Source organism: Kitasatospora sp. NPDC023120 (genome assembly GCF_055560835.1).
Map to the genome: position 1 here is coordinate 25,354 of NZ_JBVHHY010000029.1, position 20,453 is coordinate 45,806.

Below are 20,453 nucleotides of genomic sequence, written 5' to 3' on the forward strand. Positions count from 1 at the left end.
GACGTCACAGTCTTGAAGGGGAGCCGGTCCGTACCGGCTCCCCTTCGGCGTTCGTTCCCGCTCTCCCGTGCCCGGCGGCTACGAGTCGCGGTCGAGCAGCGCGAGGGTGAACCCGCCGAGCGGCGTCACCTGGTCCGGGGTCCCGTACCGGGTGAGGAGCACCTGCGCCTGGTCGGACGGAACGGCGCCCAGCGGGTCCGCGGTGTCGCCGAGGACCAGCAGCCAGATCCGGGAGGTCGAGCCCAGGCAGGCCTCCGGCTGCGCGCAGGGCACCGGCGACAGGTCCTCCGCGTCGTTGGCGCTCTGCGCGACGAACACGGGGTACGGGCGGACGTCCGGCGGCAGGTAGTGGCTGACGCCCGGCCAGACCATCGCCCAGGACTCGTTGCCCAGCGGGGCCGCCATCCCGTCCCCGGCGCGGTAGCCGGCGGCGATCGTCCGGGCGGCCGCCTTGAACGGCTCCTCGGAGCCGGTGTGCGAGCCCACGTACCGCACCGGCGGCTGGTCGGGCAGTGCGGCCACGGCCGGTACGGCGAGCAGCGCCGCCGCCAGCAGACCGCCCGCCGCAACGCCCTGCCACCCCGGCAGGGCGTGTCGCGCCCGGGCCGCCACGACGCCGTACACCGCGCCGACCCCGCCCCCGGCCAGCACCGCCCAGGCGGGCACCGTGAACAGCAGGTACCGGTCGATGAAGTACGAGGTTTCGCCCAGGCGCGACACCAGCCAGACGCTCACCACCGGCAGCTCGGCGAGCAGCAGCACCTGCCAGGCCTGCAGCCGCCGACCGGGCAGGGCCAGCGCGGGGAGCGCCAGCAGCAGGAAGGCGTAGTACACGTGGTCGGAGCCGAACAGGGACTCGCCGAAGCGGGCCAGGACGCGCAGGGAGGGTGTGGCTATCCAGCCCAGCTGCCGGTCCGACTGGCGGCTGCCGAGCAGCACCACCGGCAGGACCGGCACCGCCGCCACCGCGACCGCCAGCGGGTACCGCCACAGCAGCCGCCGGTCCACCGCCCGGGTGCGCCACAGGTGCAGCGCCACCAGGGCGACCTGCCCGGACACCGTGCTGAACGAGATCAGGTGCCCCGCACCCGCCAGCGCCATCGCCACGCAGTACGGCGCCCAGCGCCGCCAGGTCGGCCGCTCGAGCGCCCGCAGCAGGAAGTAGGTCGCGGCCGCGATCGCACAGGTCACCAGCGCGTACGAGCGCGCCTCCTGCGCGTACCGCGCGACCAGCGGCGGCACCGCGAACAGCAGCCCCGCGCCGATCGCCGCCACCCGGCCGCCGAACAGCTGCCGCGCGGTGAGCGCCACGAACGCGGCCGCCCCCGCCATCGCCAGCACGGACGGTATCCGCAGTGCCACCGTCGAGTCGCCGAAGACCGCGGTCCAGCCGTGCATCAGCAGGTAGTACGCGCCGTTGCTGGCGTCTATGTGCTGGAGCAGCCGCAGCAGGTCGCCCAGCGAGCGGGTGGCCACCGTCGAGGTCGCGATCTCGTCCCGCCACAGATCCGGTGTGCCCAGCCGATACCCGCCCACCGCCAGCATCACCAGCGCGGGCCACAACCACACCTGGTCCGACAGCCGGACGACCGGGCGCACCGCAGGTCTCATCGGGTCCTTCGTCTCCTTCACACGGGGTGCCGCGGCGGATCAGGCACTATCCCGGCAGGCTACTTGACCCGTCCTGACACCCCGTCGGCACCCGCACCCCGTGCGCACCTCCGTCCACCACGCCGCTCCCCACCCCCGATCCGGTACGCTGTGAGCGGCCTCGCCACAGGCGGGCCACGCCTCAGTAGCTCAGGGGATAGAGCACGGCTCTCCTAAAGCCGGTGTCGCAGGTTCGATTCCTGTCTGGGGCACGACGAACACGCAGGTCGCAGGCCCCCGCCCACTCCGGGTCGGGGGCCTGTCCCTGTTCCGGGCCCGCCCTGGTCTCAGACGAGCCTGATGTGGGCGCGCGGCTCGGCCGGGCTGCCGGAGACGAGGGCGAGGTCGGCGAGCAGGCTCTCGGACTCGCGGGTGTTGCGCAGGACGGTGGGGTCGAGGTCGACGACGACGACCTCGCGGCGGTCCTCGCTCGCCTCGGCGATCAGGCGGCCGTCCGGGCCCCAGACCGCGCTGCCGCCGCAGGTGAGCCAGGGGCCGGTGCGGCCGATGTGGTTGGCGAGCACCGTGTAGAGGGTGTTGTCGAGCGCCCGGGCGGGGAACCAGGTGCGGGACTCGTGGTGGCCGTGGCCCATGCTGAACAGCGCGCCGACCAGGTAGGCGTGGCAGCCGTCGAGCGCGGCGGCCCGGGCGTGCTCCGGGAAGCCGGAGTCGTAGCAGATGCCGAGGCCGAGCCGCCAGCCGTCCAGCTCCAGGGTGCAGCCGGTCGTCCCGGGGCGGTAGAGGTCGCGTTCGGTCTTGAACAGGTGCTGCTTGTCGTAGCGGGTGACGAAGCCGCCGTCCGCGCCGAGGACGAGGGCGGAGATCAGCAGGTCGGCACCGTCCTGCACGGCGGCGCCGACGACGGCGACGGTCCCCGTCTCGCGGCACGCGTCGGCGATCGGCGCGAGACGCGGATCGGCGGGCTGGACGGCGTACTCGAGCGGATCGGTGCGGATCAGCTCGGGCTCGTACCCGGAGAGGAACTTCTCGGTGAACAGCACCAGGCGGGCACCGGCCTCGGCGGCCTCGCGGATCAGCTCGGCGGCCTGGACGGCGTTGGCGGATACGTCGCCGGCCACGGCCTGGGTCTGGACGGTGGCGATCCGCAGCGGGCGCTCGGGGTATCCGGCGGGGGCGGTGGCGGGGGCAGAGAGGGTGGACATGGCCGTCACGCTAGCGGACGGCCCCGAGCCGGTGACGGGGCCTCAACTGGCCTTTTCGTTCGGTCGGTCGGCAGCGTTGCTCAAGGCGCCGTCGGCCGGTGCCTCGTGGTCCGGTGCCCCGTGGTCCGGGACGCCGTCGCCCAATGGGGAGTCGTCCAGCGGTGCGTCGTCCAACGGGTAATCGCCCAGGAGGGAGTCGTCCAGCGGCGGTGCGTCGTCCAACGGGTCGGCGGTGCGGGGCGGTCGGACCGAGGGCACGATGACCCGCTGGACCCTGGGCCTGGTGCGCCAGTTGACCCGTCGCACGTCCCGGGCCAGCGCGCCGGGGCGCCAGAGTTCGATCACGGTGGTCACGGTGCCCAGGACGACCCCGGCGGCCAGCCAGCCGCCCAGGACGTCGCTGGGCCAGTGCACACCGAGCGCGACCCGGGTCCAGCCGATGGTCAGCACCGTCGCGGCCGCCACCGCGCAGGCGGCGGTCCGGCCCCGGCGGTGGACCCGGTACCAGAGCAGGCCGACCAGGACGGCGCAGGTGATCGCCGAGGCCATGGCGTGGCCGGAGGGGAAGGCCGGGCCGCCGGCGTGCGAGACGGGGTCGGAGAAGCCGGGCCGGGCACGGTCGAAGGCCAGCTTCAGTGCCAACTGGGCGCCCCAGCCGACCAGGGTCTGGGCGGCCACCCAGCCGGCCAGCACCCGCGCGCCGATCAACCAGAGCCAGGCGGCGGCGATTCCGAGGAGTGCACGCATCGTGATGGTGCCGCCGATGTCCGAGAGCGTCTGCACCGAGGCGGTCCAGATCCGGTGCTCCCGCGCGTAGATGTGCAGTTCGCCGATCCACTCCTGGTCGAAGCGGAGAAGCGGGTGCCAGTGGTCCGTCACCAGAGCCGCCAGGAGGCCGAACAGCGCGGCGCAGCCCACCGCGAGCGCGGCGTCCCGAAGGAGACTGCGGTTACGCGCAGTGATGCGGTTCGTGCTGTTGGTCAGGTGCATGGCTGACACCTTCCCAGTGTCCTGTGCCGATCGGGAGCTGGAGCGATAGCGATTTGGCATCGTTTGTGCGGAGGTCCTGCGTGCGCCGGGGTGTGGGTGCGGGTGGAGAACGGGGGCGCGCGGGAACGCGTGCCGCCGCCCGCGGGTTCAACGGGTAGGCGTCGGGCGCGTGAGGGTCGGGTGAAGAAATCGCTCCGCGAACGGTCGCACTGGGGTGCGGAGCGTGCCCGGGCGGTCACCGAGTGTCCAAAGTCGGGGTGAAAACCGGCAGGATACTGCATGACCGGGAAGAATCTGAGTGACTTGGGAATGTTGTCCGGAATCTGTTCGTTGGATCGTTACGTGTGAGCCCCGGGTGGGGCCCGCACTTCTTGCCCGCGGGGCAGGCAGGCAGACCTCGGCAACACCAGCAAAGGGAGCAAGCATGGCCACCCGTGCCGTCGTTCGCGACAGGGCCGACCGGACTCGCGCGGCCCGCCCGACCAACCTCGAGGCCGACCGCGACCTGGTCGGCATGTACCTCGACGAGATCGCCAGGACGCCCCTGCTCGATGCCGCCGAGGAGGTCGAGCTCTCGCTGCGGATCGAGGCCGGCGTGTACGCCCAGCACCTGCTGGACGAGGACGAACTCCCCGGCGGCGCCACGCGCGAGGAGTTGGAGGCGATAGCCGCCGACGCCGAGCGCGCCAAGGACGTCTTCATCCGCTCCAACCTCCGACTCGTGGTCGCGGTGGCCCGCCGGTACCCGCGCAGCGGCCTCCCGCTGCTGGACCTCATCCAGGAGGGCAACGCGGGCCTGGTGCGCGCAGTCGAGAAGTTCGACTACGCCAAGGGCTTCAAGTTCTCCACGTACGCGACGTGGTGGATCCGGCAGGCGATCACCCGGTCCATCGCCGACCAGTCCCGCACCATCCGGCTGCCCGTGCACCTCGTGGAGGAGCTCGGGCGGATCCGGCGGGTGCAGCGCGAGAAGTCCAAGGAGCTGGGCCGCGAGGCCGAGCCGGCCGAGATCGCGGCCGAGTTGGACACCACCGAGGCCAGGATCAAGGACGTGCTGGACTGGGCGCGGGACCCGGTCAGCCTCAACATGTCGGTGGACGACGAGGGCGAGACCCAGTTCGGCGACCTGGTGGAGGACACCGGGGCGACGTCCCCCGAGGACGCCGTGATGGTCATGCTCCGCCGGGAGGAACTGGACGACCTGATCGGGCGGTTGGACGACCGTACGGCTTCGATCATCCGCTCCCGCTACGGGATGGAGGACGGCCGCGAGCGCACCCTCACCGAGGTGGGCAAGCAGCACGGCCTCACCCGCGAGCGGATCCGCCAGATCGAGAAGCACGCGCTGGCCGAGCTGAAGAAGATCGCCGACCACGCGGGCTTCGAGGCCGCCTGACGGCTGCGGCGGCTGCCCGGCGGCGGCCCGCCTGACCTGCCGAGCCCCACCCGGGCCCCGGTGCGGAGCACTCCGCACCGGGGCCGGCGCGTGCCACGGGGCTCCTAGGCTTGAGGGGCAGGACGAGACGGGCACGGCGGCGCGGGCGACGGACAGGACAGGGAGTGGACAGGGTGAGCGAGCAGGAACAGGAACGGCCGACGGAGCAGGAGCAGATGCCCCAGGCGGCGGCTCCCCAGGACGAGGCCCCCCAGGAGAAGGCCGCGGCCAAGGCCCGGCTGGTCTTCCGGGATCCGCTGGAGCAGCAGTCCCGGGACGACACCGACGCCGGCTGGAGCGAGCGATCCGGAGCCGGAGGGGGCGGTGGGCGGGGGCTGGACTGGTACCTGAGCCAGCGCCCGCCGCACCACGGGGACTGAGAGGGACGGGGACGGACAGGGGACGGGCAGGGACGGGCAGGGACAGGGGACGGGCAGGGACAGGGGCGGGGGCTCCCTTCGCGTCAGCGCAGCGGCGTGACCAGTGCGTCGCGGATCTCGGTCAGCAGTTGGACCTCCTTGGCTTCTGCCTCCGCCGCCACCTCGACGGGGCTCTTGCGGCGGGCCGCCAGCCGGTTCATGGGCACGATCAGGACGAAGTAGACGACGGCCGCGGTGATCAGGAACTGCAGGACGGCACTGAGCACCGATCCCCACAGGATGAGGATTCCGGACGTGACCTCACCGGTCGGGCCCACCTCGCAGGGCCCCTTGAGACAGGAACTGTAGGAACCCAGGTCCTTCGTTCCGAATACGCCGACCATCGGATTGATCACCCCCTTGACGAAGGCGTTGATGATGCTGGTGAAAGCCGCGCCGATGACCACGGCGACGGCGAGTTCGACGACATTTCCGCGCAGCAGGAATTCCTTGAAGCCCTTCATGCCGCCTCGAACGACGAAGTCGTCACCAGGTCACGGGTGATCTTCCGTAATCCCGGATTGACAACCTGTCCGGCTCAGCGCGCCCCCGCCGGGCGGCGGCAGCCCGGCCCGCGCGGGCCCGAGCGCGAGCGCTGCGGCCACCGCGAGCAGCACCAGCACGGGCACCCCGGCCCGGTGCCGCACCGCGCTGCGCCAGCGGTGCCACCCGCCGCACCCGCGCCGGATCGGCGGAAAGCCGGGCACCTCCTGCCGGGGTGGTACGGCGGGAGCGGGCAGCGGTACGGAGAAGCTCACGGTCGTCATCGACGCACCTCCGAAGGGTCGGGCGGCCGACCCCCGATGGGCCGGCCGGCGACCCTCACGATGCGCCCTCCGGACGATTCCGGAAAGCCCTTTCCCCAGCCTGTGGATAACCGGCCCCTGTTGACGAATTCGTACACCCGCACGGGTGGATCCCGCCCGTCCGGGGTGACGAAAGTGGTGTGACAAGACGCGGAAAGGCCCGCCGTCCCGCGTGAAAGCGGGGCCGACGGGCCTTTCCGAAGACTACTGGGGCTGCTGGGGCGCCTCAGCTCGCGGCCGGAGCCGGGCTGGACGGGGCCGAGGATCCCGTGCCCGAAGCCGACGACGACGAGGAAGCGGACGACGAGGAGGACGACGTCGAGGAAGTCGACGACGACCCGGAGCCGACCGAGCTGCTGGAGGAGGAGCGGCTGTCGGTCCGGTAGAAGCCGGAGCCCTTGAACACGACGCCCACGGCAGAGAAGACCTTGCGGAGCCGTCCCTGGCAGTCGGGGCACGTGGTCAGCGCTTCGTCGGTGAACTTCTGCACCGCCTCCAGGCCGTTGCCGCACTCGGTGCACTGGTACTGGTACGTGGGCACTTGTCTTCCTCCTGGCACTCTCGCCTGATGAGTGCTAACGATGGTCAATGATGCGGCATTCCGCTGGATCAGTCCAGCGACTCCGGTGTGACATGCGACCGGCCGGGCCGCCGGACCACCGCCCCCGGACCACCGTCGCTCAGCCCTTGGCCGCGCCCACCAGCTGCGCAGCGTCCGCGCGCTCCCCGGAGGCCGCCGCGGAGCCCGCGACGATCCGGCCGTGCCCCGTCCGCGGAGCCACCAGCAGGTGCCGCAGCGAGAACAGCGCGACCAGCCCCAGCCCGGCGCCGATCAGCGGCACCAGGAACCCGGTGGACGGCCCGTGCCCGTCGATCAGCCTGCCGGCCGCCATCGAGCCGACCGCGAGCCCCAGCCCGATGGCGCCGGTCAGCCAGGTGAAGGCCTCCGTCTTGGCGCCGTCCGCGACCAGCGTCTCGACCAGGGTGTAGCCGCTGATCAGGGTCGGTGCGATGGCCAGACCGCAGACCAGTCCGGCGACGGTGAGCGCGATGAGGTTCGGCATCGCCCACAGCGTGGAGCAGCCCAGCACCAGCAGTGCGTAGCCGATCAGCATCCGCTGCTGGACGGGCCGCCGCCAGGCGATCACGCCGTACAGCACACCGGCCAGCATCGAGCCGCCCGCGAAGATCCCGTACACGGTGCCGCCCGCGTCGTGCTGCCCGACCGAGTCGGCGAAGGCGTTGACCGAGACCTGCATGCCGCCGAACACCGCGCCGACCCCGAGGAAGGCGCCGACCAGCAGCCGGACGCCGGGGGAGGCGAGCGCCGAGGCGCGCTTGGTGCCGGGCTCCGGCGTGATCCGGGCGGGGGCGGTGCGCCGCTGGGCGGCGAAGGCCAGACCGCCGACGAGGGTCAGCGCGGCCTCGGCGACCAGAGCGGTCGCCGGGCTGGCCAGGGCGGCGATCCCGGAGGCCAGGATCGGGCCGATCACGAAGGTGAACTCGTCCGTCACGGACTCGAAGGCGAAGGCGGTGCTCACCCGGGCCGCCGAGGCGTCGGACGGGCCGTCCGCGGTGAAGCGGGCCACCCAGCGGGCCCGGACCATCGCACCGATCTGCGGCACGCTCGCACCGGCCGGGACGGCGGCCAGGAACAGGCTCCAGGCGGGCGCGTGCCCGAGCGCCAGCGCGATCAGCACGCCGACCGAGGCGCCGTGCACCAGGACGGTCGGCACGAGCACCGCGGCCTGTCCGTAGCGGTCGGCCAGCCGCCCGGTCTGCGGCCCGATCAGGGCCTGGGCGACGGCGGCGACGGCGGTGACGGTACCGGCGGTGCCGTACGAGCCGTGGGTCTTGGTGACGAGCAGCAGGATGCCCATGCTGAGCATCGCGTACGGCAGTCGCGCGACGAGCGCGGGGGCCAGGAAGGTCCAGGCCCCGGGGGTGCGCAGCAGCTCGCCGTACCCGACGCGGGCGGGGGCCTGGGCTGCGGTGGTGTCCGCGGTGGTGTCCGCGGCGGTGTCGACCGTTCGGCGGGCCGTCACGGTCGGTCCTTCCTGCTGCCTGGTAGCGCGGCAGGGCATGGGGTGGCCCCGACGGCGCCGAGAGTCGTCCTCTCGCGCGTCGACCGGGGTAGATACCGGGTCGGCCCGGTGCGGTTGCCGGGGGCCGGACCGCGGCCGCCGAGCGGTCGCGCCAACTCTGCGTCAGGCAGATGCTGGGGGTGGTCTAGCGTTGGTTATACGGCGTGGTCGAACCAGCATACAGTTACGCGCGTAGATTCCGCCAGCCCATCCCGTTCCCGCAGGTCCGGGGGCCCGCCGCCGGTCGAGCCACCCGGGCCCGCCGCCGGCCCGCCCCGCCCCTGCGCGGCCCACCGGCGGCCCGGCCGTCCTTCCGCCGGTCGAGCCACCCGGCCTCACCGCCCGTTGAGCCACCCCGCGAGCTTGCCGCCCCTGTCCACGGCCCGCAGCCGCCGCTCCGCCGCCTCGCCGACCTCGTCCGTGGTCACCACGAGCAGCTCGTCCCCGCCGCGCAGCACCGTCGCCTTGTCCGGCACGAAGGAGTTGCCCTCGCGCACGACCAGGGTGACCGCCGCGCCCTTGGGCAGCCGCAGCTCGCCGATCTCCACGCCGGACATCCGGGAGGTGGGGGAGAGCGCGACCGACAGCAGGTGCCCGTGCAGCTTCTCCAGTGGGGCGGACTCGATGCCGAGGTCCTGGCCCATCGCGCCCTCGCCGATCCGCAGCCGCTTGGCCACCCACGGCAGGGTCGGTCCCTGCAGCAGGGTGAAGACGACGACCAGGATGAAGACGATGTTGAACACGTCCGCGGCCTTGTGCGCGCCGGACACCACCGGGATGGTCGCCAGCACGATGGGCACCGCCCCGCGCAGTCCGGCCCAGCTCAGCAGCGCCTGCTCGCGGGCCGGCACCTTGAACGGCGTCAGCGAGGCCACCACCGACAGCGGCCGGGCGAGGAAGACCAGCACCCCGCCGATCACCAGGGCGGGCACCACCGCGGAGCCCATGGTCGCGGGCGTGCAGAGCAGGCCGAGCAGCACGAACATGCCGATCTGGCCGATCCAGGCCAGCCCGTCGGCGAAGCCGCGGACGGCCGGTCCGTGCGGCAGCTTGGAGTTCCCGAGGATCACCGCGCAGGTGTAGACGGCGAGGAAGCCGGAGCCGTGCAGCAGCGCGCCGCCCGCGTAGGCGAGCACGGTGAGCGCCATCACGGCGATCGGGTAGAGGCCGGAGGAGGGCAGCGCGACGTGCTTGATCCCGTAGGCGCCGATCTTGCCGACGGCGAAGCCGATCGCGGCGCCGATCGCCAGCTCGGCGAGGATCGTGCCGATCAGGACGTACCAGGGGTCCAGCTCGCCGGTGGTGGCGAAGGCGACGACCAGGATGACCACGGGCGCGTCGTTGAAGCCGGACTCGGCCTCCAGCAGGCCGGTGAGCCGGTGCGGCAGCGGGACCATCCGCAGCACCGAGAAGACGGCGGCCGCGTCGGTCGAGGAGACGATGGCGCCGAGCAGCATCGAGGTCCGCCAGTCCAGCCCGACCAGCCAGTGCGCGCCGGCCGCGGTGGCGAACACGCTGACCCCGACGCCGACGGTGGCGAGCACGGTGGCCGCCGGCATCACCGGCTTGATCTCGCGCCAGCTGGTCTTGAGGCCGCCCTCGGCCAGGATCACCACGAGCGCCGCGTAGCCGATCACCTGGGTGAGCTCGGCGTTGTTGAAGGTGAAGCCGATCCCGTTCTGGCCCAGTGCCACGCCGATCCCCAGGTAGATCAGCAGGCTGGGCAGCCCTGATCGGGTGGAGATCCGTACGGCGACCACCGCGAAGAGGAGGATCACGGAGGACTCGAGGAGGAGCTGGTTCAGGTGGGCGACGTTCACGCAGTGGCACCTCGGGCAGGCATGGGCGGGCGGGGTGTCAGGTGGTGCTGTGGGTGTGACGAAGGGGGGCCCGTCAAGAAGTCGTCAATGCTCCCCTTGCGGATCGTTACTCAGTCTAACATTTTGCCAGATCTTTAGCCTGGTCCCCCGTTCACAGTGCCCGGCCGACTCGGCCTAATGTGGTGCCCTGTCACGGCCGCAGGCCCTGGACACGCCCCGCCCGCCCCGAAGTCAGGACCGCAAGGACCCAGATGCCCCGCTCGAAGAAGTTCCGGCGCGCCCGTCTGTTCGTGATCGTGCTGGTCGTGCTGCTGGTGGCCGGCGTCGGCTACGGCGGCTACCGCGGGGTCACCGCGGTCCGCGCCTCCTTCCCGGAGGTGGACGGCAACGTCAAGGTGGCGGGCCTGAGCGCGCCGGTCGACGTGAAGCGGGACGCCAACGGCATCCCGCAGCTGTACGCCGACACGCCCGAGGACCTGTTCCGCGCCCAGGGCTACGTCCAGGCGCAGGACCGCTTCTGGGAGATGGACGTCCGACGGCACATCACCGCCGGCCGGCTCTCCGAGATGTTCGGCGACGGCCAGGTCGACACCGACACCTTCATCCGCACGATGGGCTGGCGGCAGGTGGCGCAGAAGGAGTTCGACACCAAGCTGTCGCCGGAGACCAAGAAGTACCTGCAGGCCTACTCGGACGGCGTGAACGCCTGGCTCTCCGAGCACCCCGGCGGCGCGAAGGCCTCGCTGGAGTACACCCTGCTCGGCGTCGTCAACAGCGGCTACACGCCCGAGCAGTGGTCCCCGGTGGACTCGGTGGCCTGGCTCAAGGCGATGGCCTGGAACCTCTCCGGGAACCTCCAGGAGGAGGTCGACCGCTCGCTGCTGGCCCAGGACTTCGCCCCGGACAAGATCGCCGAGCTGTACCCGGACTACCCGTACGCCCGCAACGGCACCATCGTGAAGACCGGCACCGTGAGCGGCGACACCTACCGCCCCGCCGACGGCCCCGCGCAGCCCGTCCCGGGCAACGGCACCGCCACCACCCAGGGCGCGGCCACCACCAAGGCGATGCTGCAGGGCCTCACCGACCGGATCGACGCGATGCCGCAGCTGCTCGGCCGCCCCGGCCAGGGCATCGGTTCCAACTCCTGGGTGGTCGCCGGCTCCCACACCACCACCGGCAAGCCGCTGCTGGCCAACGACCCGCACCTCGGCCCCGGCCTGCCCTCGGTCTGGTACCAGATGGGCCTGCACTGCCGGACCGCCTCCGCGGCCTGCCAGTTCGACGTCTCCGGCTTCACCTTCGCGGGCATGCCCGGCGTGGTGATCGGCCACAACAAGGACGTCGCCTGGGGCTTCACCAACCTCGGCGCCGACGTGACCGACCTCTTCCTGGAGAAGGTCACCGGCCCGGACACCTACCAGGTCGACGGCAAGGACGTGAAGTTCGACCTCCGCAAGGAGACCATCAAGGTCGCCGGCGGGGAGGACCGCACCATCACCGTCCGCACCACCCAGACCGGCGCCCCGCTGATCTCCGACCAGAGCAGCGAGCAGCAGAACGTCGGCAAGTACGCCCCCAACGGCACCTCCGCCCCCGACCGCGGCACCGGCGGCTACGGCGTCGCCCTGCAGTGGACGGCGCTCAGCCCCGGCAAGACCATGGACGCCGTCTTCGAGCTGGACAAGGCGAAGAACTGGGACGAGTTCCGCGCCGCCGCCAAGGACTTCGCCGTCCCCGCGCAGAACCTCATCTACGCCGACGCCAAGAACATCGGCTACCAGGCCCCCGGCACCATCCCGGTCCGCGGCAAGGGCGACGGCACCTACCCCGCGCTGGGCTGGGACTCCGCGTACCAGTGGAAGGACCCGATCCCCTTCACCGCGCTGCCGTGGAGCCTCAACCCCGCCGCCGGCTACATCGTCACCGCCAACCAGGCCGTGGTGGACCAGAGCTACAAGCCCAGCCTGACCAAGGACTGGGAGTACGGCACCCGCGCCAAGGAGATCACCGACCAGATCGAGGGCCTGCTCAAGAACAACGGCAAGATCTCGCCGGACGACATGCAGACCCTGCAGCTGGACAACACCAGCATCATGGCCAAGTCGCTGGTCCCGCTCCTGCTCAAGCAGCAGATCGACGACCCGTACGTGCGCGAGGCCCAGGACCTGCTGAAGGACTGGAACTACCACCAGGACGCCGACTCGGCCGCCGCCGCCTACTACAACGGCGTCTGGCGCCAGCTGCTCACCCTCGCCTTCGGCCAGAAGTTCCCGGCCGACCTCCGCGCCAAGGACAACTGCCTGCTGGTCCGCCAGCAGGACGACCCCACCAAGCCGGACAGCACCACCAGGATCGTCACCGAGTGCGGCACCCGTGATCCGGGCAAGGCCCAGCCGGACGGCGGCGACCGCTGGACCGAGGTGGTGCGCCAGCAGCTGGAGAAGCCCGACAGCTCGTGGTGGACGTACATCGACTCCCAGCACACCGTCCAGAAGGGCCTGGACAACCTGCTCAAGGAGGCGATGAAGAACGCCCGCCAGGAGCTGACCTCGCTGCTCAGCAAGGACATCTCCACCTGGAGCTGGGGCCGGCTGCACAAGCTGGAGCTGAAGGAGCAGACCCTCGGCACCGACGACTCCTCGATCGCCTCGGGCGTGCTCCACAAGCTGCTCAACCGCGGCCCGTACCGGCTCTCCGGCGGCTCGGCGGCGGTCGACGCGGCCGGCTGGAACGCGGCCGCCGGCTACCAGGTGGACTGGATCCCGTCGATGCGTATGGTGGTCGACCTGAACGACCTGGACTCCTCGCGCTGGATCAACGTCGGCGGCGCCTCCGGCCACGCCTTCCACGACAACTACAACGACCAGACCGACCTCTGGCTCAAGGGCAGGCTGCTCCCCTGGGCCTACGGCGCGGACGCGGTCGAGAAGGCCACCAAGCACAAGCTGGTGCTCACCGCGGGCTGAGGCCCGCACGGCCACCCGGCGGCCCCGCCCCCTCTCACGGGGGAGCGGGGCCGTCGTCGTTCCCCTGCGAGAAGAGGCGCGGCTACCCGAGCGTCCGCACCCCGGCGGGCGTGACCGCCAGGTCCACCGTCCGGTCGTGCGACTCGGCGGGCACCCGCTCCAGCAGCTCGTGCTCGTACAGCAGCACCGCCAGCACCGGCCGCACCCCGGCCCGCCCCAGCCGGGCCAGCACCCGGTCGTAGCTGCCGCCGCCGCGGCCCAGCCGCAGCCCGCCGCGGTCCACCGCCAGGCCCGGCAGCAGCACCACCGAGGCCTGGGTGACGGCGTCCGGTCCGAGCCGCGGACCGGACGGCTCCAGCAGCCCGCGCCCGGCCGGGGCGAGCTCCTCGGGCCCGGCGTACTCGGCCCAGTCCAGGTCGTTGTCGGGGAGCAGCACCGGCAGGAGCACCCGCACCCCCTCCTCGCGCAGCGCGTCCAGCAGCGGCCTCGTCCCGGGCTCCGCACCCACCGAGACGTACGCGGCCACGGTGGCCCCCCGCGCGGCCAGCTCCCAGGCGTGCCCGGCCAGCGCGCGGGCCGCCTCCGCGCGTTCCTCGGGGGAGAGCGTGCGGCGCTCCGTCAACAGCCGTGTCCTCAGGTCGCTCTTCTCGTTGTGCATCGGATCCTCCACGTCTCCAGACCGTCGACGCGCAGAGCCTGCCACGCGAAAGGGCGCCCCGATTGTCCACCCCGCTGCTGGTCCAGGCCCTGGCCGCGCTGAGCGCCCCGGCGCTGGCCGGCGCCACCGTCCTGGGACTACGGGCACGACGGGACCGGGCCGCGGCCGCCGCCGGGGCGGAGCGGCTGCGCACGCGGATCGGCGAGCTGGAGGACCGCTGCGCCGAGCTGGAGCGCACCGCCTCCTGCGACCCGCTCACCGGGGTGTGGAACTACCGCCACCTGCAGCTCACCCTGGACCGGGAGATCGAACGGGCCCGCCGCGCCGAGCACACCGACCAGGCCGACGGCCCCCGCCCGCTCGCCGTGCTGATGCTCGCGATCTCCGGCTTCGACGCCGTCATCGCCGAGCACGGCCGAGGCCGGGCCAACGCGATACTGCGCGACCTCGCCCAGCGCCTCGCGATGGAGATCCGCCGGGCCGACACCCTCGGCCGCTACAGCGGCGAGGAGTTCCTGGTGGTGCTGCCCGACACCGGCGCCGACGGCGCCGCGCAGGTCGCCGAGCGGCTGGTCTGGTCGGTCCGCCGTCACCTGCTGCTCGACTGGTCCTCCGGGACGCGCGAATCCCGCCCGGCGCACGGCAACGGCCTCACCGCCGCCGCCGGTGTCGCCGTCCTGCCCGAGGACGGCACCCATGCCGCCGTCCTGCTGCGCGCCGCCGACGCGGCGCTCGCCGAGGCCCGGGCGGCCGGCGGCGACTGCTGGCGGATCTCGCCGCGGCCTTCCGACCGCCCCGCCACCGGGCCCCGCACCCCGGTCACTTCCGGTACGGATCACGCTCCGACTGCCGAACGTGACCGTTCGGAAAAGCCGGGTAGTCTGTCGCCCTGTGCCGGAGGGGACCCCCTCGCCCAGCCGGTCCCTTCCCATACGCCAGCCACTGTGGCCGGGCCCCGCGACGTGCTGTCCTAGCCGTCCGACCGTGCTCGGCCCGGCGAAAACGTGCCTGAGTAAGGTAAACGCATGACGACGACCAACTCCCGAGTTCCGGTAACCAAGGCCGTGGTACCCGCGGCCGGACTGGGCACCCGCTTCCTCCCGGCGACCAAGGCCACCCCGAAGGAGATGCTGCCGGTCGTCGACAAGCCGGCCATCCAGTACGTCGTCGAGGAGGCCTCCGCCGCGGGCCTGTCCGACATACTGATGGTCACCGGGCGCAACAAGCGCGCCCTGGAGGACCACTTCGACCGCGCCTACGAGCTCGAGGAACTGCTGGCGCGCAAGGGCGACGAGCAGCGCCTGGCCCGGGTCCGCGAGTCCGTCGAGCTGGCCAACATGCACTACGTCCGCCAGGGCGACCCGAAGGGCCTCGGCCACGCCGTCTCGGTCGCCGAGCAGCACGTCGCCGGCCAGCCCTTCGCCGTCCTGCTCGGCGACGACCTGATCGACCCGCGCGACCCGCTGCTCGCCCGCATGATCGAGGTGCAGCAGGAGCTCGGCGGCTCGGTCGTCGCCCTCATGGAGGTCGACCCCTCCCAGATCCACCTCTACGGCTGCGCCGCCGTCAAGGCCAACGGCTTCGGCGAGGACGTCTTCCAGGTGACCGACCTGGTCGAGAAGCCCGAGCCCGGCGAGGCCCCCTCGAACTACGCCGTCATCGGCCGCTACGTCCTCGACCCGCTGGTCTTCGACGTGCTGCGCGAGACCCCGCCCGGCCGCGGCGGCGAGATCCAGCTCACCGACGCCCTGCGCGAGCTGACCACCCGCGAGCCGGCCGACGGCGGCCAGGTGCACGGCGTGCTCTTCAAGGGCCGCCGGTACGACACCGGCGACCGCGCCGACTACCTGCGCGCTATCGTCCGTCTGGCCGCCGAGCGCGAGGACCTGGGCCCGGAGTTCCGGACCTGGCTGCGGGAGTTCGTCGGCTCCGAGATGCAGGACTGACACGACAGAGAGCGAGCCGCCGATGACCGGGTCCACCGAGCACAGCACCACGCCCGCAGCCTGCTGCGACGACGGAGCGGACCCGGCACCGGCGGCCCCCCGCCTCTGGACGGTGGACGAGCACGTCGCCGACGTGCTCGCCGCCGTCGGCCCGCTGCCCGCGATCGAGCTCCAGCTGCTCGACGCCCAGGGCTGCCGGCTCGACGAGGACGTGGTCGCCGACGGCGACCTGCCGCCCTTCGACAACAGCTCGATGGACGGCTACGCGGTCCGCACCGCGGACACCGAGGGCGCCACCGACACCTACCCGTCGGTGCTCTCCGTGGTCGGCGACATCGCCGCCGGCGCCGCGGAGCTGCCCAAGGTCGGCCCCGGCCAGGCCGCCCGGATCATGACCGGCGCCCCCCTCCCGCCCGGCGCCCAGGCCGTCGCCCCGGTCGAGTGGACCGACGGCGGCACCGGCACCGGAGTGGCCGCCGCCGCGATGACCGCGCCCGTCCCGGACGAGGAGGTCCGCGTCCTGCGTCCGGTCGCCGAGGGCGCGCACATCCGCCGCCGCGGCAGCGACGTCGCGGCCGGCGCCAAGGTCCTGGCCGCCGGCACCCGGCTCGGCCCCACCCAGCTCGGCCTGCTCGCCGCGATCGGCCGGCCCACCGTGAAGGTCCGCCCGCGCCCCCGGGTGGTGGTGATCTCCACCGGCAGCGAGCTGGTCCAGCCCGGCGAGCCGGTCGGTCCCGGCCGGATCGCCGACTCCAACAGCTTCACCCTCACCGCCGCGGCCCAGGAGGCCGGCGCCATCGCCTACCGGGTCGGTGCCGTCCCGGACGACGCCGACCGGCTGCGCTCCGTCCTGGAGGACCAGCTCGGCCGGGCCGACCTGATCGTCACCAGCGGCGGGGTCAGCGTCGGCGCGTACGACGTGGTCAAGGAGGTCTTCGAGACCTACGGCGGCGTGGACTTCCGCAAGCTGCGGATGCAGCCCGGCAAGCCGCAGGGCTTCGGCCGGATCGGCGGCGCGACCGGGGTGCCGCTGCTCGCCCTGCCCGGCAACCCGGTGAGCGCCTACATCTCCTTCGAGCTCTTCGTCCGCCCGGTCATCCGCACCATGCTCGGCGCCGCCGACGTGCACCGCCCCGTCGTCCGCGCGCTCTGCCCGGCGGCGCTGCGTTCCCCGGCCGGCCGCCGGCAGTTCCTGCGCGGCCGCTACTCGGCGGCGGAGGGCACCGTCCGTCCGGTCGGCGGCAGCGGGTCGCACCTGGTCGGCGCACTGGCCCTGGCCGACTGCCTGATCACCGTCCCCGAGGACGTCACCGAGCTGCCCGCAGGCAGTGAGGTCGACGTGGTGTTGCTGGACTCCTGAGCGGCCGACGAGCCGGCTGGCGGTACGGTAGCGCGGTATTCGACCTGCGCGCCCCTGGAGTTACCCGTGACGACACCTCCCCCCGGCGACCGCCTCACCCACGTCGACGACCAGGGCGCGGCCCGGATGGTCGACGTCTCCGAGAAGGCCACCACCGCGCGCACCGCCGTCGCGGCCGGGCGGGTGAGGGTCTCCCCGAAGGTGGTCGAGCTGCTGCGCGGCGAGGGCGTGCCCAAGGGGGACGCCCTCGCGGTGGCCCGGATCGCCGGGATCATGGGCGCCAAGAAGACCCCGGACCTCGTCCCGCTCTGCCACCCGATCGCCGTCTCCGGCGTCAAGGTCGACCTCGCCGTCGCCGACGACGCGGTGGAGATCACCGCCACCGTGAAGACCGCCGACCGCACCGGCGTCGAGATGGAGGCGCTCACCGCCGTCGCGGTGGCCGGCCTGACCGTGATCGACATGGTCAAGGCCGTGGACAAGGGCGCCGAGATCGAGTCCGTCCGGGTGCTCAGCAAGACCGGCGGCAAGAGCGGCGACTGGTTCGCCCCGGAGGTGGAGGCGTGAGGGAGCGCAGCGAGGCGAAGCGAGGTGGGCGCATGAGGGCCCTTGCGGTGACGGTCTCCAACCGGGCCTCGGCCGGGGTCTACGAGGACAAGGGCGGCCCGCTGCTGGTCGCCGGGCTGACCGCGATGGGCTTCACCGCCGACGGCCCCCGGGTCGTCCCGGACGGCGAGCCGGTGGAGGCGGTGCTGCGCGAGGCCGTCGCGGCCGGCTACGACGTGGTGCTGACCACCGGCGGCACCGGCATCTCGCCGATGGACCTCACCCCCGAGATGACCGCCCGGGTGATCGACCGCCAGGTCCCCGGCATCGCCGAGGCCATCCGCGCGTACGGCCGGGAGAAGGTGCCCACCTCGGCGCTCTCCCGCGGGCTCGCCGGGCTCGCCGGACGTACCCTGATCGTCAACCTGCCGGGCTCGACCGGCGGCGTCAAGGACGGCCTGGCCGTCCTGGAGCCGCTGCTCGCCCACGCCGTCGACCAGCTCGGCGGCGGGGACCACCCCCGGCCCGACGCCCCGGCGCCCGGGGCTCCAGCATCCGGGAGAGGGCACTGAACGCCGGCTGGCCGGTAGAACTCCATGAGGGGGAGGTCACGCTGCGCCCGATCAGGGCGCGTGACCAGCGCGAGTGGCAGGAGGTGAGCCGCCGCAACCGGGACTGGCTGCGGCGGTGGGAGGCCACCGTGCCGCCCGGCCAGGCCGGACAGGTCGCCGGGCCCCGCCCGACGTACCGGCAGATGGTCCGCTTCCTGCGCGGCGAGGCGTCGGCCGGCCGGATGCTGCCCTTCGTCGTGCTCTACAAGGGCCAGCTGGTGGGTCAGTTGACCGTCGGCGGAATCACCTGGGGCTCGATGTGCTCGGCGAACGTCGGGTACTGGGTGGACGAAGCGGTGGCCGGCCGGGGCATCATCCCGACCGCCGTGGCGCTTTCGGTGAACTACTGCTTCCGCACCCTCGGACTGCACCGGATCGAGGTCTGCATCCGCCCGGAGAACGGCCCGAGCCGGCGCGTGGTGGAAAAGCTCGGCTTCCGCTCGGAGGGAATCCGCCCGCGGTACCTCCACATCGACGGCGACTGGCGCGACCACCTCGTGTACGCGCTGACCGACGAGGAGGTTCCGGAGGGGATGCTGGAGCGCTGGCGGAAGCTCAGTTCCGGGCATGAACCGAGTAATTGAATATATGTTCGAAAGAAATATCGATATGGCATCGGGCCGGTGGCGGACCGTCACAAATGGCGGCAAAATAGTCGGAGAATCAGCTTGATCACACGACACGCCGCGCCAAATTGCTGCCAGGCCTTCCCCGGCGCCCGTACGGTGTGAATCGTGAGCAGTAGCGGCCTTATCTACGCCGTCATCGTAGGGGCCTGGGCCGCCTATCTGGTGCCGATGTGGCTCCGCAGACAGGACGAACTCAACGAGGCTCGCCCGACGGAACGCTTCAGCACCGCCATCCGCCTGCTGGCCGGGCGTTCGGCGATGGAGCGACGGGCAGCCCGGGCCCTGGGCGACGAACCGCGTGACGACGAGCACAGCAACGACGGCCCTCCCGGACGGGACGAGGCCGCCTCCGGCGACCCCGCGGCGCGGGAGCCCGAACCACCGGCGGAGCGGCCGGCCGAACGGCCCGCCCCCGCGCCACGCGTCGGGGTCGAGCGCCGGGCGCGGCTGCTGGCCCGGCGGCGCCGGATGGTCACCGCCCTCTTCCTGTCCTTCGCGCTCGGCGCGGTGGCCGCGGCGGTGGCCGGGCTGTCCTTCCTCTGGGTCCCGGCCGTACCGGCGGTCCTCCTCACCCTGTACATCGGCCACCTGCGCAGGCTGGAGCGCCAGCGGTACGAGGTGAAGCTCGACCGCACCCGGGCCGCCCAGGCGGCCGAGCGGCTGCGCAAGCGCGAGCAGCAGCGGGCCGAGGCCCCGGCGGGCGACGCCGAGGCGGCGGAGGCCCCCGCGGCGGAGGAGTCGGCCCCGGCCGCCGAGGAGCGGGTCGCGCGCCGTCCGCACCTGCGGCTGGCCGCAGATCCGGAGGAGGCCACCGTCGCGGTGCCCTCCGCCTCCGCGGTGGCCGAGGCGACCGAGCACGAGGAGTGGGTCGACGGCATGCGCGAGCGCGGTGCGGCCGGCCCGGACTCCTGGGAACCGGTGCCCGTCCCGCTGCCGACCTACGTCACCGCGCCGGTCGCCCCCCGGGTCTCCCGCGGGCTCGACCTGTCGGCCCCCGGCACCTGGACCGCGGGGCGCCCCGCCGAGTCCCGCAACACCCCGCTCTTCGACCAGTACGCCGAGCCGCAGGCCCCCGAGTCCCGGCCCCGCGCGGCCAACGAATGACCCCGGGCCACCCCCCGACCAGCACCGCATCCGGGGGGTGGTCACAGACCCCCTCCGAAAGGTGCTAGAGTTTCTTCTCGTTGGGGCTGTGGCGCAGTCCGGTAGCGCACCTCGTTCGCATCGAGGGGGTCAGGGGTTCGAATCCCCTCAGCTCCACCCAACGGATCGGCTCCGGCCGGTCCACCGAATCCCGCCGGGAGGCAACTCCCGGCGGGATTTCGCGTTTTGTGGCGCCGGGTCGGTTCCGGACGGCTCGGCGGCGG

Annotated in this window: 19 protein-coding genes and 2 tRNA genes; 12 read left to right on the forward strand and 9 right to left on the reverse strand. The window is 72.8% G+C overall.

Translation table 11 applies throughout. From position 1 onward, the window contains the following. Positions 1-78 precede the first annotated feature (78 nt). Positions 79-1,611 (reverse strand): glycosyltransferase family 39 protein, encoded by a 1,533-nt coding sequence (locus ACZ3TI_RS33110; protein WP_465732823.1) that lies wholly within the window; start codon positions 1,609-1,611, stop codon positions 79-81. A 178-nt stretch (positions 1,612-1,789) separates the two neighbouring features. Here ACZ3TI_RS33110 and ACZ3TI_RS33115 point away from each other — a divergent pair. After that, a tRNA-Arg gene (locus tag ACZ3TI_RS33115) sits at positions 1,790-1,862 on the forward strand. Between the two features lie 75 nt (positions 1,863-1,937). Here ACZ3TI_RS33115 and ACZ3TI_RS33120 read toward each other — a convergent pair. Both ACZ3TI_RS33120 and ACZ3TI_RS33125 read right to left on the reverse strand, forming a co-directional pair. After that, entirely contained in the window at positions 1,938-2,813 is an 876-nt protein-coding gene (locus ACZ3TI_RS33120) for a carbon-nitrogen hydrolase family protein (RefSeq protein ID WP_465732825.1), read from the reverse strand. Positions 2,814-2,855: 42 nt separating this feature from the next. Next, positions 2,856-3,803 carry a phosphatase PAP2 family protein gene (locus ACZ3TI_RS33125; RefSeq protein WP_465732827.1) on the reverse strand — a complete coding sequence of 316 codons (948 nt, stop codon included), beginning with the start codon at positions 3,801-3,803 and terminating at the stop codon, positions 2,856-2,858. A gap of 424 nt (positions 3,804-4,227) precedes the next feature. Here ACZ3TI_RS33125 and ACZ3TI_RS33130 point away from each other — a divergent pair, with 424 nt between their 5' ends. Both ACZ3TI_RS33130 and ACZ3TI_RS33135 read left to right on the forward strand, forming a co-directional pair. Further along, a complete protein-coding gene (locus ACZ3TI_RS33130; RefSeq protein ID WP_465732829.1) occupies positions 4,228-5,199 on the forward strand; it encodes a sigma-70 family RNA polymerase sigma factor in 972 nt (323 codons plus the stop codon). Positions 5,200-5,372: 173 nt separating this feature from the next. Then, positions 5,373-5,618, forward strand: a complete 246-nt coding sequence (locus tag ACZ3TI_RS33135) for a hypothetical protein (protein ID WP_465732831.1) — start codon at positions 5,373-5,375, stop codon at positions 5,616-5,618. A gap of 83 nt (positions 5,619-5,701) precedes the next feature. Here the strand turns inward: ACZ3TI_RS33135 and mscL are convergent, their stop codons facing one another. The 5 genes from mscL to ACZ3TI_RS33160 all read right to left on the reverse strand — a co-directional run bounded on the left by mscL (position 5,702) and on the right by ACZ3TI_RS33160 (position 10,367). Further along, positions 5,702-6,121: a large conductance mechanosensitive channel protein MscL gene (gene mscL / locus ACZ3TI_RS33140; protein ID WP_465732833.1), complete on the reverse strand. Its 420-nt coding sequence runs from the start codon at positions 6,119-6,121 to the stop codon at positions 5,702-5,704. A gap of 30 nt (positions 6,122-6,151) precedes the next feature. Next, positions 6,152-6,424 (reverse strand): hypothetical protein, encoded by a 273-nt coding sequence (locus ACZ3TI_RS33145; protein ID WP_465732835.1) that lies wholly within the window; start codon positions 6,422-6,424, stop codon positions 6,152-6,154. A 265-nt stretch (positions 6,425-6,689) separates the two neighbouring features. Further along, positions 6,690-7,004 carry an FmdB family zinc ribbon protein gene (locus ACZ3TI_RS33150; protein ID WP_465732837.1) on the reverse strand — a complete coding sequence of 105 codons (315 nt, stop codon included), beginning with the start codon at positions 7,002-7,004 and terminating at the stop codon, positions 6,690-6,692. A 139-nt stretch (positions 7,005-7,143) separates the two neighbouring features. Next, entirely contained in the window at positions 7,144-8,508 is a 1,365-nt protein-coding gene (locus ACZ3TI_RS33155; protein WP_465732839.1) for an MFS transporter, read from the reverse strand. A gap of 374 nt (positions 8,509-8,882) precedes the next feature. Further along, complete coding sequence (locus ACZ3TI_RS33160; protein ID WP_465732841.1) at positions 8,883-10,367, reverse strand: potassium/proton antiporter; 1,485 nt, start codon at positions 10,365-10,367, stop codon at positions 8,883-8,885. A 251-nt stretch (positions 10,368-10,618) separates the two neighbouring features. Between ACZ3TI_RS33160 and ACZ3TI_RS33165 the strand changes: the two genes are divergently transcribed. Next, on the forward strand, positions 10,619-13,336 hold the full coding sequence (locus tag ACZ3TI_RS33165) for a penicillin acylase family protein (protein WP_465732843.1): 2,718 nt from the start codon (positions 10,619-10,621) through the stop codon (positions 13,334-13,336). A gap of 82 nt (positions 13,337-13,418) precedes the next feature. Here ACZ3TI_RS33165 and ACZ3TI_RS33170 read toward each other — a convergent pair whose 3' ends face one another. Beyond that, complete coding sequence (locus ACZ3TI_RS33170) at positions 13,419-13,994, reverse strand: 5-formyltetrahydrofolate cyclo-ligase (RefSeq protein ID WP_465732845.1); 576 nt, start codon at positions 13,992-13,994, stop codon at positions 13,419-13,421. A 62-nt stretch (positions 13,995-14,056) separates the two neighbouring features. Between ACZ3TI_RS33170 and ACZ3TI_RS33175 the strand changes: the two genes are divergently transcribed. The 8 genes from ACZ3TI_RS33175 to ACZ3TI_RS33210 all read left to right on the forward strand — a co-directional run bounded on the left by ACZ3TI_RS33175 (position 14,057) and on the right by ACZ3TI_RS33210 (position 20,346). Next, complete coding sequence (locus tag ACZ3TI_RS33175; protein WP_465732847.1) at positions 14,057-14,968, forward strand: GGDEF domain-containing protein; 912 nt, start codon at positions 14,057-14,059, stop codon at positions 14,966-14,968. Positions 14,969-15,019: 51 nt separating this feature from the next. Beyond that, entirely contained in the window at positions 15,020-15,940 is a 921-nt protein-coding gene (gene galU, locus ACZ3TI_RS33180; RefSeq protein ID WP_465732849.1) for a UTP--glucose-1-phosphate uridylyltransferase GalU, read from the forward strand. 22 nt (positions 15,941-15,962) lie between these two features. Continuing rightward, complete coding sequence (gene glp, locus ACZ3TI_RS33185; RefSeq protein ID WP_465732851.1) at positions 15,963-17,300, forward strand: molybdotransferase-like divisome protein Glp; 1,338 nt, start codon at positions 15,963-15,965, stop codon at positions 17,298-17,300. 126 nt (positions 17,301-17,426) lie between these two features. Then, positions 17,427-17,867: a cyclic pyranopterin monophosphate synthase MoaC gene (gene moaC / locus ACZ3TI_RS33190; RefSeq protein WP_465732968.1), complete on the forward strand. Its 441-nt coding sequence runs from the start codon at positions 17,427-17,429 to the stop codon at positions 17,865-17,867. A gap of 32 nt (positions 17,868-17,899) precedes the next feature. Continuing rightward, positions 17,900-18,418, forward strand: coding sequence for a MogA/MoaB family molybdenum cofactor biosynthesis protein (locus ACZ3TI_RS33195; protein WP_465732853.1), 519 nt, complete (start codon positions 17,900-17,902; stop codon positions 18,416-18,418). Continuing rightward, positions 18,415-19,041, forward strand: a complete 627-nt coding sequence (locus tag ACZ3TI_RS33200; protein ID WP_465732970.1) for a GNAT family N-acetyltransferase — start codon at positions 18,415-18,417, stop codon at positions 19,039-19,041. The genes ACZ3TI_RS33195 and ACZ3TI_RS33200 overlap by 4 nt, the downstream gene beginning before the upstream one ends. A 150-nt stretch (positions 19,042-19,191) precedes the next feature. After that, positions 19,192-20,190 (forward strand): divisome protein SepX/GlpR, encoded by a 999-nt coding sequence (gene sepX, locus ACZ3TI_RS33205; RefSeq protein WP_465732855.1) that lies wholly within the window; start codon positions 19,192-19,194, stop codon positions 20,188-20,190. An 82-nt stretch (positions 20,191-20,272) separates the two neighbouring features. Next, positions 20,273-20,346: transfer RNA gene (locus ACZ3TI_RS33210), tRNA-Ala, on the forward strand. The last annotated feature ends 107 nt before the right edge of the window (positions 20,347-20,453 follow it).

Excerpts from the sequence above, each read along its gene's own strand:
- ACZ3TI_RS33125 (WP_465732827.1), bottom strand. The coding sequence starts at position 3,803 with ATGCACCTGACCAACAGCACGAACCGCATCACTGCGCGTAACCGCAGT.
- glp (WP_465732851.1), top strand. The coding sequence starts at position 15,963 with ATGACCGGGTCCACCGAGCACAGCACCACGCCCGCAGCCTGCTGCGAC.
- ACZ3TI_RS33195 (WP_465732853.1), top strand. The coding sequence starts at position 17,900 with ATGAGGGCCCTTGCGGTGACGGTCTCCAACCGGGCCTCGGCCGGGGTC.
- galU (WP_465732849.1), top strand. The coding sequence starts at position 15,020 with ATGACGACGACCAACTCCCGAGTTCCGGTAACCAAGGCCGTGGTACCC.
- ACZ3TI_RS33130 (WP_465732829.1), top strand. The coding sequence starts at position 4,228 with ATGGCCACCCGTGCCGTCGTTCGCGACAGGGCCGACCGGACTCGCGCG.
- ACZ3TI_RS33120 (WP_465732825.1), bottom strand. The coding sequence starts at position 2,813 with ATGTCCACCCTCTCTGCCCCCGCCACCGCCCCCGCCGGATACCCCGAG.
- ACZ3TI_RS33110 (WP_465732823.1), bottom strand. The coding sequence starts at position 1,611 with ATGAGACCTGCGGTGCGCCCGGTCGTCCGGCTGTCGGACCAGGTGTGG.
- moaC (WP_465732968.1), top strand. The coding sequence starts at position 17,427 with ATGGTCGACGTCTCCGAGAAGGCCACCACCGCGCGCACCGCCGTCGCG.
- mscL (WP_465732833.1), bottom strand. The coding sequence starts at position 6,121 with ATGAAGGGCTTCAAGGAATTCCTGCTGCGCGGAAATGTCGTCGAACTC.
- ACZ3TI_RS33170 (WP_465732845.1), bottom strand. The coding sequence starts at position 13,994 with ATGCACAACGAGAAGAGCGACCTGAGGACACGGCTGTTGACGGAGCGC.
- ACZ3TI_RS33145 (WP_465732835.1), bottom strand. The coding sequence starts at position 6,424 with ATGACGACCGTGAGCTTCTCCGTACCGCTGCCCGCTCCCGCCGTACCA.
- ACZ3TI_RS33165 (WP_465732843.1), top strand. The coding sequence starts at position 10,619 with ATGCCCCGCTCGAAGAAGTTCCGGCGCGCCCGTCTGTTCGTGATCGTG.